This window comes from Streptomyces sp. SID486 (assembly GCF_009865385.1).
Taxonomy (GTDB): domain Bacteria; phylum Actinomycetota; class Actinomycetes; order Streptomycetales; family Streptomycetaceae; genus Streptomyces.
In genome coordinates this window covers 1-13,757 of sequence record NZ_WWJT01000724.1, presented here as the reverse complement: position 1 = coordinate 13,757, position 13,757 = coordinate 1, and the positions used below count along the sequence as shown (strand labels likewise).

General features: G+C 72.4%; 14 protein-coding genes and 1 tRNA gene. 8 read left to right on the top strand and 7 right to left on the bottom strand.

Translation table 11 applies throughout. The annotated features are described in order from the left end of the window. Nucleotides 1-1,332, top strand: a 1,332-nt coding sequence (locus GT045_RS34080) for a tetratricopeptide repeat protein (RefSeq protein WP_161336553.1), incomplete at its 5' end; no start/stop codon positions are given. Nucleotides 1,333-1,341: 9 nt separating this feature from the next. On the opposite strand, the gene hppD is transcribed toward GT045_RS34080, so the two are convergent. After that, entirely contained in the window at nt 1,342-2,490 is a 1,149-nt protein-coding gene (gene hppD, locus GT045_RS34075; RefSeq protein WP_161292819.1) for a 4-hydroxyphenylpyruvate dioxygenase, read from the bottom strand. A 122-nt stretch (nt 2,491-2,612) separates the two neighbouring features. On the opposite strand from hppD, the gene GT045_RS34070 reads away from it, so the two are divergent. From GT045_RS34070 to GT045_RS34050, 5 genes are read left to right on the top strand one after another with little or no spacing between them, the layout of a single operon-like run. After that, nucleotides 2,613-3,092 (top strand): Lrp/AsnC family transcriptional regulator, encoded by a 480-nt coding sequence (locus GT045_RS34070; RefSeq protein ID WP_345942838.1) that lies wholly within the window; start codon nt 2,613-2,615, stop codon nt 3,090-3,092. A gap of 20 nt (nt 3,093-3,112) precedes the next feature. Further along, nucleotides 3,113-3,760: an ABC transporter permease gene (locus GT045_RS34065; protein WP_161292817.1), complete on the top strand. Its 648-nt coding sequence runs from the start codon at nt 3,113-3,115 to the stop codon at nt 3,758-3,760. Further along, on the top strand, nt 3,753-5,000 hold the full coding sequence (locus GT045_RS34060) for a betaine/proline/choline family ABC transporter ATP-binding protein (RefSeq protein ID WP_161336552.1): 1,248 nt from the start codon (nt 3,753-3,755) through the stop codon (nt 4,998-5,000). The genes GT045_RS34065 and GT045_RS34060 overlap by 8 nt, the downstream gene beginning before the upstream one ends. Then, nucleotides 4,997-5,845, top strand: a complete 849-nt coding sequence (locus GT045_RS34055) for an ABC transporter permease (protein WP_161336551.1) — start codon at nt 4,997-4,999, stop codon at nt 5,843-5,845. Before GT045_RS34060 ends, GT045_RS34055 begins: the two co-directional genes overlap by 4 nt. Next, a complete protein-coding gene (locus tag GT045_RS34050) occupies nt 5,842-6,801 on the top strand; it encodes a glycine betaine ABC transporter substrate-binding protein (protein WP_161336550.1) in 960 nt (319 codons plus the stop codon). Before GT045_RS34055 ends, GT045_RS34050 begins: the two co-directional genes overlap by 4 nt. Before the next feature lie 186 nt (nt 6,802-6,987). Here GT045_RS34050 and GT045_RS34045 read toward each other — a convergent pair whose 3' ends face one another. The 6 genes from GT045_RS34045 to GT045_RS34020 all read right to left on the bottom strand — a co-directional run bounded on the left by GT045_RS34045 (nt 6,988) and on the right by GT045_RS34020 (nt 12,810). Next, nucleotides 6,988-7,779 (bottom strand): S16 family serine protease, encoded by a 792-nt coding sequence (locus GT045_RS34045; protein ID WP_161296436.1) that lies wholly within the window; start codon nt 7,777-7,779, stop codon nt 6,988-6,990. 74 nt (nt 7,780-7,853) lie between these two features. Further along, complete coding sequence (locus GT045_RS34040) at nt 7,854-8,495, bottom strand: helix-turn-helix domain-containing protein (protein ID WP_161296438.1); 642 nt, start codon at nt 8,493-8,495, stop codon at nt 7,854-7,856. Between the two features lie 330 nt (nt 8,496-8,825). After that, nucleotides 8,826-10,628, bottom strand: a complete 1,803-nt coding sequence (locus tag GT045_RS34035; RefSeq protein ID WP_161296440.1) for a DEAD/DEAH box helicase — start codon at nt 10,626-10,628, stop codon at nt 8,826-8,828. A 112-nt stretch (nt 10,629-10,740) separates the two neighbouring features. Continuing rightward, nucleotides 10,741-11,115 carry a type II toxin-antitoxin system death-on-curing family toxin gene (locus tag GT045_RS34030; protein ID WP_161336549.1) on the bottom strand — a complete coding sequence of 125 codons (375 nt, stop codon included), beginning with the start codon at nt 11,113-11,115 and terminating at the stop codon, nt 10,741-10,743. Beyond that, nucleotides 11,112-11,306, bottom strand: a complete 195-nt coding sequence (locus GT045_RS34025; RefSeq protein WP_161336548.1) for a hypothetical protein — start codon at nt 11,304-11,306, stop codon at nt 11,112-11,114. The genes GT045_RS34030 and GT045_RS34025 overlap by 4 nt, the downstream gene beginning before the upstream one ends. Nucleotides 11,307-11,355: 49 nt before the next feature. Beyond that, nucleotides 11,356-12,810 (bottom strand): MFS transporter, encoded by a 1,455-nt coding sequence (locus GT045_RS34020; RefSeq protein WP_161336547.1) that lies wholly within the window; start codon nt 12,808-12,810, stop codon nt 11,356-11,358. A 175-nt stretch (nt 12,811-12,985) separates the two neighbouring features. On the opposite strand from GT045_RS34020, the gene GT045_RS34015 reads away from it, so the two are divergent. After that, nucleotides 12,986-13,060, top strand: a tRNA-Cys gene (locus GT045_RS34015). 292 nt (nt 13,061-13,352) lie between these two features. After that, on the top strand, nt 13,353-13,757 hold a 405-nt coding region (locus tag GT045_RS34010), incomplete at its 3' end, for a leucine zipper domain-containing protein (RefSeq protein ID WP_161336546.1).

Sequence of the window (13,757 nt, the reverse complement as noted above, 5' to 3'; positions counted from 1 at the left end):
CTTCCGGGCGAAGGGCGGCAGCGGGCGGACCGGCCGCCCGCCGCCGGTCCGCAGGCGGGCACGCGGGCGCAGGCGCTGACCACGGTGACCTACGGCGTACCGGCCGCGCTACCCGGGCTGACCTCGCTCATCGGCCGGCAGGAGGCCCGGGTGCGGGCGCAGCCGCGGGACGCCCGTGCCTGGGCGGTGCTGGGGTCGGCGTACGTGGAGCGGGGGCGCCGGGCGGGTGACGTGAGCGACTATCCGCGGGCCGAGCGGGCGCTGCGGACCTCGCTGGAGGTGCGCGGCACGAAGAACGCGCAGGCGCTGGACGGCCTGGCCGCGCTGGCGCTGGCCCGCCGGGACTTCCCGGCGGCGAAGCAGTACGGCGAGCAGGCGCTGAAGTCGGCGCCGAAGCAGTGGTCGGCGTATCCGCCGCTGATCGACGCGTACACCGGGCTCGGCGACTACAAGAACGCCCGCTCCACCCTGGACAAGCTGCTGGCGCTGCGCCCCGGCGCGGCGGCCCGGCCGGCGGTGATGGCGCGGACCGCGGCGGTGTACCGGGACCGCGGCTGGCGCGAGGACGCGGTGGCGCAGCTGACCGACGCGGCGGCCGCTGCCCGCACACCGGCCGAGCAGGCGGCCTGGCTGGCCGGGCTCGGTCAGCTGGCCTGGGAGCGCGGGGACCTGCCGGAGGCGCTGCGGCACTTCGAGGCCGCGCTGCGGCTCGATCCCGACCAGCGGGCGGCCCGGGCCGGGCGGGCGCGGACGCTGGCCGGGCAGGGGCGCACGTCCGAGGCGCTGGCCCTGTACCGGGCCGCCGTCGCGAAGCAGCCGCGGCCCGAGGACCTGCTGGAGCTGGGCGAGCTGTACGAGTCGCTGGGGCGGTCCGCGCTCGCCGAGGAGCAGTACGGCCGGCTGCGCACCGCGGTGGGGCGGTCGGTGGCCGGCGGGGTCGACGAGGAGCTGCTCATCGGGCGGTTCGAGGCGGACCACGGGGACCCGTGGGAGGCCGTGGAGCGGTTGCGGGACGAGTGGGAGCGGCAGCCGGGGATCGAGGTGGCCGATGCGCTGGGCTGGGCGCTGCACCGGGCCGGGGAGGACCAGGAGGCGCTGTCCTACGCGGCCGTCGCGACGGACAAGACCAAGGGCGGCGGGGTGCGCAGCGCGCTGTACTCGTTCCACCTGGGCGTGATCGAGGGTGAGCTGGACCGGCCCGGTCCCGCGCGGCGGCACCTTCAGGAGGCGCTGCGGATCAACCCGTACTTCTCCCCGCTGCAGGTGCCGCAGGCGCGGGAGGCGCTGCAGGAGCTGGGCGACGTCCCCGACGAGCCGCCGCCCAGCGAATAGGGCCTGCCGTCACAGGTTGCCGCGCTTGGCCTGCTCGCGTTCGATCGCCTCGAACAGGGCCTTGAAGTTGCCCTTGCCGAAGCCCATGGAGCCGTGCCGCTCGATCAGTTCGAAGAACACCGTCGGCCGGTCCTGGACCGGCTTGGTGAAGATCTGCAGCAGGTAGCCGTCCTCGTCGCGGTCGGCGAGGATCTTCAGCTCGCGCAGGGTCTCGACCGGCACACGGGTGTCGCCCACCCACTCGCCGAGGGTGTCGTAGTACGAGTCGGGGGTGTTGAGGAACTCGACACCGGCGGCGCGCATCGTGCGGACGGTCTGCACGATGTCGTTGGTGTTGAGCGCGATGTGCTGGACGCCGGGGCCGCCGTAGAACTCCAGGTACTCGTCGATCTGGGACTTCTTCTTGGCGATGGCGGGCTCGTTGAGCGGGAACTTGACCTTGAGGGTGCCGTCCGCGACCACCTTCGACATCAGCGCGCTGTACTCGGTGGCGATGTCGTCGCCCACGAACTCCTTCATGTTCGTGAAGCCCATGACGTTGTTGTAGAACTCGACCCACTCGTTCATCTTGCCGAGCTCGACGTTGCCGACGCAGTGGTCGACGGCCTGGAAGGTGCGGTGGGCGGGCTGCTCGGCCATCGGCTGGGCGGCGACGAAGCCGGGCAGGTAGGGGCCGTCGTAACCGGAGCGGTCGACCAGGGTGTGCCGGGTCTCGCCGTAGGTGGCGATCGCGGCGAGGACGACGGTGCCGTGCTCGTCCTTCACCTCGTACGGCTCGGCGAGCGAGCGGGCGCCGTGCTCGACGGCGTACGCGTGCGCGGCGCGGGCGTCCGGGACCTCGATCGCCAGGTCGATGACGCCGTCGCCGTGCTCGGCGACGTGCTGGGCGAGGAAGTGGCCCCAGGCGCTGCTCGGCTTGATCACCGAGGTGAGGACGAAGCGGGCGGAGCCGTTCTCCAGTACGTAGCTGGCGGTCTCGCGGCTGCCGTTCTCCGGTCCGGAGTAGGCGACCAGCCGCATGCCGAAGGCGGTGGAGTAGTAGTGCGCCGCCTGCTTGGCGTTGCCCACGGCGAAGACGACCGCGTCCATTCCCTTGACCGGGAAGGGGTCGGCCTGCCGGGCGGTCGTCGCGGGAGTGTGCTGTGTGGTCTGCGTCATAGCGGAAGGGTGGACCCGCCCTGCAAGGTGCGCAATAGTTCGCTGATTCGCTGGACAATCTGTTCAGTGGTACGACCGTGCTGGCGGTCTTTGTGTACAGGATGACCATCTCAGGGGGTCCCGTGGCGATCGATCATCTGGACGGGCGGATCATCGTGCTGCTGGCCGAGGAGCCGCGCATCGGGGTGCTGGAGATGTCCCGGCGGCTGGGCGTGGCGCGGGGCACCGTGCAGGCGCGGCTCGACCGCCTTCAGTCCAACGGAGTCATCCGCGGCTTCGGTCCGCAGGTGGAGCCGGCGGCCCTCGGCTACCCGGTCACCGCGTTCGCCACGCTGCAGATCCGGCAGGGCCAAGGCCCCGACGTACGGGCGCACTTGGCGTCCGTGCCGGAGGTGCTGGAGCTGCTGACCACCACCGGCAGCGGGGACATGCTGTGCCGGCTGGTGGCCCGCTCGAACGCCGATCTCCAGCGGGTGATCGACCGGGTTGTCGGTTTTGATGGCATCGTCCGGGCCTCCACGGCGATCGTCATGGAGAACCCCGTTCCGCTGCGGATCATCCCGCTGGTGGAGCAGGCGGCCCGGGACCGGGAAGAGACCTGACCGACCTGGGGTGAGCACGGGTGAACTTCTGGGAGTACCTGGGCAGTCGCCACCAGCAGCTGCTCACGGACGCCTACCAGCACGCCAGCGCGGTGTTCCAGTGCATGGTCCTGGCGACCCTCATCGGGGTCCTCGTCGGCGTCGTCACCTACCGCAGCGAGTGGGCCGGCAACCTCGCCACCACCGCCACCTCCACCGTCCTCACCGTCCCCTCGCTGGCCATGATCGGCCTGCTCGTCCCGGTCGTCGGCCTGGGCGTGCCGCCCACGGTGATCTCGCTGACGCTGTACGGGCTGCTGCCCGTCGTGCGGAACGCGATCGTGGGTCTGCGCGGGGTGGACCCGGCGCTGGTGGACGCGGCCCGCGGCATCGGGATGTCCCGGCCGATGCGGCTGGCGCGGGTGGAGCTGCCGCTGGCCTGGCCGCCGATCCTCACCGGCATCCGGGTCTCCACCCAGATGCTGATGGGCATCGCGGCGATCGCCGCCTACGCCTCCGGCCCCGGTCTCGGCAACGAGATCTTCCGCGGGCTCGCCTCCCTGGGCAGCAGCAACGCCCTGAACCAGGTGCTCGCGGGCACCCTCGGGATCATCATCCTCGCCCTGCTGTTCGACGCCGCGTACGTCCTGATCGGACGGCTGACCATTCCCAGGGGGATCCGTGTCTGAGCCGGCCTCCCCCACCACGCACGGCGCCCCCATCGAGCTGGAGAACCTGACCAAGCGCTACCCGGGCGGTGCGCAGCCGGCCGTGGACAACGTGAGCATGGAGATCAAGGCGGGCGAGACGGTCGTCTTCGTCGGGCCGTCCGGCTGCGGGAAGTCCACGACCCTGAAGATGATCAACCGGCTGATCGAGCCGACCGGCGGGCGCATCCGCATCGGCGGCGAGGACGTCACCGACATGGACCCGGTGAAGCTGCGCCGCAAGGTCGGCTACGCCATCCAGTCCTCCGGGCTGTTCCCGCACATGACCGTCGCGCAGAACATCGCGCTCGTCCCGAGGATGACCGGCTGGCCGAAGAAGCGGATCCGGGACCGGGTCGAGGAGATGCTGGACCTCGTCGGTCTCGACCCGGGCGAGTTCCACGGCCGCTACCCGCGCCAGCTCTCCGGCGGCCAGCAGCAGCGGGTCGGGGTGGCCCGGGCGCTCGCCGCCGACCCGCCGGTGCTGCTGATGGACGAGCCGTTCGGCGCGGTCGACCCGATCACCCGCGACCACCTCCAGGACGAGCTGATCCGGCTCCAGCACGAGCTGCACAAGACGATCGTGTTCGTCACCCACGACTTCGACGAGGCGATCAAGCTGGGCGACCGGATCGCGGTGCTGCGCGAACGCTCCCACATCGCCCAGTTCGACACCCCGGAGGCGATCCTCACCAACCCCGCCGACGACTTCGTCTCCGGTTTCGTCGGCGCGGGCGCCGCCCTGAAGCGGCTGAACCTGACCCGCGTACGGGACGTGGAGATGCGGGAGTACCCGACGGTGACGGTGGACACCCCGCTCCAGCAGATCTTCGGGTACCTGCGCAGCAGCGGCACCAACGAGATCCTGCTCCTCGACCGGCGCCGCCGGCCCTACAAGTGGCTGCGGCGCGGAGACCTGATGCGGGCCCGCGGCTCGCTCGCCCGCGCGGGCACCCTGGTGCACGACACCGTGACCCGGGACGGCACCCTGCGGGACGCGCTGGAGGCCGTGCTGACCGACAACGCGGGCCGGGTCGCGGTCACCGGGCGGCGCGGCGAGTACATCGGCGTGGTCGACATGGAGACGCTGATGAACTCCGTGCACGAACTGCTGGAGGCCGACCGGCTCGACGCCATGGAGCACCAGCACGACCTGGAGGAGGCGCGATCCCAGCAGACCCACTTCGAGCAGGAGGGCGACGCCGCGGAGAAGAAGGCATGAGCGCCGCCCAGCGCCCCGAGGGCGAGCACGAGGTGAAGGGCCTCGCCTTCCGCGACGAGGGCGAGGCGGAGCAGGAGGCCCCGCCCCCGGCCCGGCGGCCGCCCGCGCGCCGGCTGACCTGGCCGCGGCTGACCGTGCTGCCCGCGTTCCTGGTCGCCGTGCTGCTGGCGACCTGGCTGTGGTTCCGGCAGGCCGACCTGGACACGATCTCCCGGAACGCGCTGGCGGGCGGCCAGGTCTCCAAGGCGCTGTGGCAGCACGTGCGGCTGACGGCGATCTCCACCTTCTTCGTGCTGATCATCGCCATCCCGCTGGGCATCCTGCTGACCCGGCGCACCTTCCGCAAGGCCACCCCGCCGGCCATGGCGCTCGCCAACATGGGTCAGGCGACCCCGGCGATCGGCCTGCTGGCCCTGCTCGTCATCTGGCTCGGCACCGGCACGAAGGCGGCCCTGATCGGCATCATCGTCTACGCCCTCCTGCCCGTGCTCTCCAACACGATCGCCGGGCTCCAGGCCAACGACCCCACCCTGCTGGAGGCCGCGCGCGGCATCGGCATGTCCCCGCTCGGCGTGCTCGGCCGGGTCGAACTGCCCCTCGCCGTGCCGCTGATCCTCGCGGGCGTCCGCACCGCGCTCGTACTCAACGTCGGTACGGCGACCCTGGCGACCTTCGGCGGGGGCGGCGGCCTCGGCACGCTGATCACCACCGGCATCACCACCCAGCGCATGCCGGTGCTGGTGCTGGGCTCGGTGCTGACCGTGGCACTGGCCCTGCTGGTGGACTGGCTGGCCTCGCTCGCGGAAGTGCTGCTGCGGCCGCGGGGACTGGAGGCGGGCACATGAGACACCGGCCCCTCCTGGCACTGGCCGCGCTGCTCGTCCTGCCGTCCGGCTGCGGGCTGACCAGCGGCTCCCCCATGACGGACGACGTCGAACCCGGCACGATCGGACGCGGCCGGCCACTCGCGGGCGCGCATCTCACCGTGACCTCCAAGGAGTTCACCGAGCAGCTGATCCTCGGCGCGATCATGGGGATCGCCTTCCAGGCGGCCGGCGCGGACGTCCTCGACCGGACCGGGATCCAGGGGTCCATCGGGTCCCGGGAGGCGGTGCGGAACGGGGACGCGGACGCCCAGTTCGAGTACACGGGCACCGGCTGGATCACCTACCTGGGCAACAGCAGGCCGATCACCGATCCGCGCGAGCAGTGGGAGGCCGTGCGGGACGCCGACCTGCGGAACGGGCTGACCTGGCTGCCGCCCTCGAAGCTGGACAACACCTACGCACTCGCCATGAACCGGGCCGGCTTCGAGAAGTACCGCACGAAGACGCTGTCCGAGGTGGCCGCGCTGTCGAAGAAGGACCCGGGCGCGGTCACCCTGTGCGTGGAGGGCGAGTTCGCCAACCGGGCCGACGGGCTGCCCGGCATGGAGAAGGCGTACGGCATGAGCGTGCCGGCGAAGAACGTCACGCAGATGGACACCGGGATCATCTACACCCAGGTCGCCAAGGGCAGCTGCACCTACGGCGAGGTGTTCACCACCGACGGCCGCATCAGGTCCATGAACCTGGTGGTGATGGCCGACGACAAGAAGTTCTTCCCGAACTACGACGCCACCCCCGTGGTCAACACCGCGACCCTGAAGAAGTGGCCGGCCATCGCGAGCGTCATCGACCCCGTCACCCGGAAGCTGGACAACACGGTCGCCCAGACGCTGAACGCGAAGGTGGACGTCGACGGTGAGGATCCGCACCAGGTGGCGCTGGACTGGATGAAGCAGGAGGGTTTCGTGCGGTAGGCCCGCCCACGCTCCAGCAGCCCGGCACCGGTCCACCGCGTCCGCCGGCCCCGCACCGGCCCACAGCGGTCCGCCGGCCCGGCACCGGCCCACAGCGGTCCGCCGATCCGACACCGGCACACAGGGGTCCGCCGGCCCGGCACCGGCCCACAGCGGTCCGCCGGCCCGGCACCGGTCCGCCGTGGCCTAACAGCTCGGGACCGGGCCCTTCCCCTTCTCCAGGGACACCAGGGAGTCGACGGCGCCCTTCAGGGTGGTCACCGGAACCAGCCGCAGCCCCTCGGGCAGCTCGGCCCTGGCGTCGGCGCACTCGGCCTTCGGGACCAGGAAGACCGTGGCCCCGTCCCGGCGCGCGGCCTTCGTCTTCAGGGCCACCCCGCCGACCGCGCCGACCTCGCCGGCGGCGTCGATCGTGCCCGTGCCGGCGACGGTGCGGCCCCCCGTGAGGTCGCCGCCGCTGCCGTCGCCGTCCAGCTTGTCGATGATGCCCAGGCTGAACAGCAGGCCCGCGCTGGGTCCGCCCACGTCGGCGAGTCTCAGCTTGACCTTGACCTTGCCGGCGCTCAGCCCCAGGTACTTCAGCGCCGCCTGGGTCGCCGCGTCCTGGGACTGCTGCATCTGCGCCGCGTTGTGCTTCTCGATCTCCTTGACGGTGTTCCCGCTCGGGTAGACCGAGTCGCGCGGCATGACGGCCCGGTCGGTGCGGAACCAGTTGCCGAGCACGTCACCGAGCAGGACGCGGGCGTCCGGACCGGTCGCCTGGATCGTCGTCATGCGCAGCTGCCCGCTGGTCTTGCGGGCCGCCGCGCCGGAGACCGTGATCACCGGGGTGCCCTGGTTGTCACCCAGCACGTTCGCCGTCATGCCGGGCTGCGCCACCGAGAACGGCAGCGGCGCGAACGCCGCCGTGGCGAGCAGGGCCACCACGGGCAGCGCGCAGACGGCGAGGGCCTGGGGACGTGTGAGACGTGAGAGCACGGACTCAATCTAACGTGCCGGTCGCTCGGTCTGACGTGCCGGTCGCCGCCGCCCACGCCGTGCACGGGGCCCGTTCAGCGCAGCGCCTCCGCGACCTCCCGCGCCGCCTCCACCACCCTCGGTCCCACCCGTTCCGGCACGGCGTCCGCCAGCATCACCACACCCACGCTGCCCTCGACCCCCGTGACCCCGACCAGCGGCGCGGCGGCCCCGCTCGCGCCGGCCTCCAGTTCCCCGTGGGTGAGGGTGTAGCCGGGGTCCTCGGACGGCGACTGCCGCGCGGTGAGGATCGCCCGGCCCGCGGCGCCCCGGTCGAGGGGGTGCCGGAAACCGGCCCGGTAGGCCACGTGGTAGTCGGTCCAGGTCGGCTCGACGACGGCGACGGCCAGCGCCTCCGTCCCGTCCACCAGGGTCAGGTGTGCCGTCGCCCCTATGTCCTCGGCGAGCGACCTGAGCGCGGGCAGTGCCGCCTCCCGTACCAGGGGGTGCACCTGCCGGCCGAGCCGCAGCACACCGAGCCCCACCCGGGCCCGGCCGCCCAGGTCCCGGCGTACGAGGGCGTGCTGTTCGAGCGTGGCGAGCAACCGGTACACCACGGTCCGGTTCACGCCCAGCTTGGTGGACAACTCGGTGACGGTCAGCCCGTGGTCCGTGTCGGCGAGCAGTTTGAGGACGCGCAGTCCCCGGTCGAGCGTCTGAGAGGTCTCCGCGGTCACGACGCCCACTCCTTCGGCGTGAGGTCGGCGTCCCCTGAGCGGCGGATGCGTCACCGAGTCCCGTCGGCGACGCGCTTCAGAGGCCGCCGGTCGGCAGGACGGTTCGGAGGCTCCGAGCCGTGTCGCTTCACGGCTGCGCTCCGCGGCGGCGCTGCCACGGGGCGTATGCGTAGCGGGACAGTAGCGAAGCCGGTTCGCTGAGCGGAAGTCTTGGTCCAGAATCCGGGCAAGACCAGAACCGGCCTGCCTGCATTCGTCCGGATTCGCACACACTCGGACACCGCCGAAGCGCACCCCGGCCCGGGCGTCCCCCGGCTCCGCGGCGCCCCGTCAGCGCATCCGGGTCGCCCACTCCTGCACCTTGTCGATCCGCTGCCGCAGCTGGCCCGGCGTGGCCTCCGCGCTCGGCGGCCCCCCGCACACCCGCCGCAGCTCGGTGTGGATGACGCCGTGCGGCTTGCCGCTCTGATGGACGTACGCGCTCACCAGGGTGTTGAGCCGCTTCCGCAGCTCCATCATCTCCTTGTGCGAGACCACCGGCCGCCGCTCGGCCGGCAGCTCCAGCAGGTCGGCCTCCTCGTCCGGCTTCTTCCTGCTGTGCGCGATCTGCCGGGCCTGCCGCTTCTGGAGCAGCAGCTGCACCTGGTCGGGCTCCAGCAGCCCGGGGATGCCGAGGTAGTCCTGCTCCTCCTCGCTCCCGGGGTGGGCCTGCATGCCGAACTCGGCGCCGTCGTACAGCACCCGGTCGAAGACGGCCTCGGACTCCAGCGCCTCGAAGGAGAACTGCTCCTGCTCGCCGGTGTCCTCGTCCTGCTCCTTGTTCGCCTCGTCCATCTCCTTCTCGGACTCGGCGTACGGGTCCTCCTCACCCTCCTTCTTCGGCTTGTCGAGGGCGTGGTCGCGCTCCTTCTCCATCTCGTTGGCGAAGGTCAGCAGGTCGGGCACGGTGGGCAGGAACACGGACGCGGTCTCCCCGCGCCGCCTGGAGCGCACGAAGCGCCCGACGGCCTGCGCGAAGAAGAGCGGGGTCGAGATGGTCGTGGCGTACACGCCCACCGCGAGCCGGGGAACGTCGACGCCCTCGGACACCATGCGGACGGCGACCATCCACCGGTCGCCGCTCTCACTGAACTCGTCGATCCGCTTCGAGGCGCCGGCGTCGTCGGACAGCACGAGCGTCGCCTTCGTCCCGGTGATCTCGCGGATCAGCTTGGCGTACGCGCGCGCGGAGTCCTGGTCGGAGGCGATCACGAGGGCACCCGCGTCCGGGATGGCCTTCCTGACCTCGGTCAGCCGCTGGTCGGCGGCGCGCAGCACGCTGGGCATCCATTCACCGCGCGGGTCGAGCGCCGTACGCCACGCCTGGCTGACGGCGTCCTTGGTCATCGGCTCGCCGAGCCGGGCGGCGATCTCGTCACCGGCCTTGGTGCGCCAGCGCATGCTTCCGCTGTAGGAGAGGAAGATGACCGGCCGCACGACGTGGTCGGCGAGGGCGTTGCCGTAGCCGTAGGTGTAGTCCGCGGCGGACCGGCGGATCCCGTCCTGCCCCTCCTCGTACGTCACGAAGGGGATGGGGTTGGTGTCGGACCGGAACGGCGTACCGGTCAGCGCGAGCCGCCGGGTGGCCGGTTCGAACGCCTCCAGGCACGCCTCGCCCCAGGACTTGGAGTCACCGGCGTGGTGGATCTCGTCCAGGATCACCAGGGTCTTGCGCTGCTCTACCCGGTTGCGGTGCAGCATGGGCCGGACGCCGACACCGGCGTACGTCACGGCGACGCCGTCGTAGTCCCGGGCGAGCGGCCCCGCGCTGTACTCGGGGTCGAGCTTGATCCCTATCCGGGCGGCGGCCTCGGCCCACTGCTTCTTCAGGTGCTCGGTGGGCGCGACCACGGTCACCTGCTGCACGACGTGGTGGTGCAGCAGCCAGGAGGCCAGGGTCAGCGCGAAGGTCGTCTTGCCGGCACCCGGCGTGGCGACCGCGAGGAAGTCACGTGGCTGCTCCTGGATGTACTTCTCCATCGCCCCCTGCTGCCAGGCGCGCAGCTTGCTGGCGGTACCCCAGGGGGCCCGGCCCGGGAAGGCGGGCGAGAGGTGGTGGGAGTGAGCGGAGGCGGCGGCGGCGGTGGTAGTCACGGTCTCCGTACATCAGGTCGGGCGGCTACATATGACAACCGGGCCACCCTACCGGCGCCGCCCGGCCGTCACGGCGCGAACCGGCCCGGGTCGCTCGCGGGTGGGAGCCACGTCACAACCGCCTCAGCCGTCGCGCGATCTCCGGTACCCCGCTCTCCTTCCCGGAGGCCACGTCGACGACCAGGTCGTACGCCGTGTCCTGGTCGACGCCCGCGAGGTCGACGCCGCCGAGGGCGAGGAAGGTGGCCGTGGCGAGCCACGCGGTGCGCTTGTTGCCGTCCACGAGGGGGTGGTTCGTGGCGAGGCCGTGCAGCAGGGCCGCCGCCTGCTCGTAGCGGTCCTCGTAGGCGGCCGTGCCGAACATGCGGGCGCGGGGCCGGAGCACGGCGGAGGCCAGCAGCCCGGGCTCGCGCACCTCGGGCGGCCGGCCGCCGAAGGCGATCGCGGCCAGGGCGGTGACCTCGGCGACCGTGAGATGGCGGGTCATTCGCCGAGCCTCCGCAGCAGGTCGGCGTGGGCGTCGGCGAGCCGCTCGGCGACCTCGCGCACGCTCCGCTCCTCCTCCCGGAGATACCGGCGTACGGCGTCGGCGACCACGTCCTGCACCGGCCGCCCCTGGGCGTCGGCGAGGTCGGTCAGCGCGTCGCGGGTGGCGGGGTCGAGCGGGAGATCGTCCACGCGGACCACGGTAGGGCGCCGGACCGCCCGCGGCCAGGTCTTTTCCCGCTCACCGCGACCGCAGTCGGCGGGTCACCCAGGCGCCCGCCAGCGCGACGGCCGTCATCGGCAGGAAGACGGCGGCGAAGGCGGCGGGGTGGCCGGAACCGGTGGCCGCGGCGGAACCGGCGCCCGTGGCGGTGCCGGCCGCCGTGCTGCCGCCGCCGAGGGACGCGAAGGCCGCGCCGGTCGCCGCCAGCAGGACGACGTTGGAGAGGGCGTCGGAGATCTGCAGGGCGGCGGAGTTGGTGCCGGCCTCCTCCGGGGCGGAGAGCTGGAGCAGCAGCACGCTGGTGGAGGAGATCACCAGTCCCATGCCGAAGCAGCCGACGCCCCAGGCGACGGCGACGGACCACACGGGCACGGAGTGCAGGAGCACACCGGGCGCGGTCACGATCGCGACGGCGACCAGCACCATGCCGAGAGTCATCAGCCGGTCGCGGTGGGGCGCCACGCGCGGCCGGGACTGCACGAACGAGCCGAGCGCCCAGGTGCCGCCGCCGGCCGCCAGGGAGAAGCCGGCGAGCGTCGGCGACAGTCCGCGCTGGGTGACCAGCATCAGCGGCACGAAGGACTCGGCGGCGATGAAGGATCCCGCGGCCAGCCCGCGCAGCAGCACGACGGAGGGCAGGCCGCGGGCCGCCCGGTAGGTGCCGCGCGGGAGCAGCCCGCGCACGGCGGGCACGAGCAGCGCGGCACCGGCGAGCCCCGGGAGCAGCGAGAGGGGGCGCAGATCCTGGGCTGCGTACTGCAGGAGCCCGGCGCCCAGGGAGATGCCGAGCGCGAGCCGGATCCGGCGGCGGTCGAAGGAGCCGGATCCGGCCGCCGCGTCCGCCGGGCCGGCTGCCCTGTGCCGTATCTGCGGCAGGGCGAGGGCGAGCGGGAACAGGACGAGGGCCGGGATGCCGAGGAAGACCCAGCGCCAGCCGAGGTGCTCGGTGACGGCGCCCGCGGCGAGGGGTCCCACCACGGACGGGACGACCCAGCCGGCCGCGAAGGACGCCATGATCGCGGGGCGCAGCCGCTCGGGGTAGGCGCGGCCGACGACGACGTACAGGGCCACGATGACCAGTCCGCCGCCGAGTCCCTGCACGGCCCGCCCGAGGATGAACACCCACATGGCCTGCGCGGTCCCGGCTATGACGAGTCCCGCGGCGAAGGCGCCGATCCCGGTGGTCAGCGGGCCGAGCGGGCCACGCCGGTCGGACCACTGCCCGGCGAGCACCATCCCGGACAGACTGGTCGTGAAGTACCCCGAGAAGGCGAACGCGTACAGGGCCACCCCGTCCAGCTCGCGCGCGGCGACCGGCATGGCGGTCCCGACGGCGGTCGCCTCGAACGCGATGAGCACCACGACCGACACGATGCCGACGCTGAGCGCCCGGTACGCCCGGCCGAGCACCCCGTCCTGCCGCTCGGCGGGCGGGGGGAGAACGGCGGGGTCGCGGGACTCGAGGGCACTCATGCTCGCCAGAGTAAGGCGCGCAACCGAGTTGCACCCCTGTCCGGAGGCCGAGGTTCCCCTCGGTCCCCGGACGTACGCCGCCCGGTTCGTGAACGCCGTATGGCAGTCCCGTTGCACCCCGCCCGATCCCCTTGAGCCACCGCCCCCGGCCCCCGTACGTTCTTCTCACGGACACGGCCGTGTGCCCGAGTGGTTCAGGGACTCGCCTGCAAAGCGAGTTACGCGGGTTCGATTCCCGCCACGGCCTCCACCTGGCCTGACCAGGCAGAACGAATGGGCGGCACCCAGGCGGGGTGTCGCTCTTTCGTTCGCCCGTCTCAGTTGGCCGGTACGAACGTGTTGGCGCTCCGTACCCAAGCCGACCCGGACCGGCCTTCCCAAATCACGCTGGGGACGCGGCAGGCCAGCGGCCATGCGTGCTCTAGCTGTTCTGTCCACGGAGGTTGGTGACAGCGATCACTGACGTGTGATCTTGAAATGGGTGAGGGCCTACTGGCCTGGTGTGGATTGCGACATCTGCACCAGCGACCAGAAAGGCCCTCGTGCCCCACCGTAATGCACCGCTGACCGAGACCGGCCGCCTGCGTCTGGCCCGCTGCGTCGTGGACGACAACTGGACGCTGCGGCGGGCCGCGGAACGCTTCCAGGTCTCGCCCACCACGGCCCAGCGGTGGGCCGACCGCTACCGTCGGTTCGGCGAGGCAGGCATGACCGACCGCCCCAGCCGCCCGCGCACCAGCCCGCGCCGGACCCCGACCCGCACCGAACGCCGGATCATCAAGGTCCGCGTCCTGCGCCGGTGGGGACCGGCCCGCATCGCGCACCTGCTGAACCTGGTGCCCTCGACCGTGCACCGCGTCCTTGCCCGCTACGGCCTGGCCCGCCTCGCTCATCTGGACCGGGCCACGGGCCATGTCATACGCCGCTACGAACGCGACCGGCCCGGC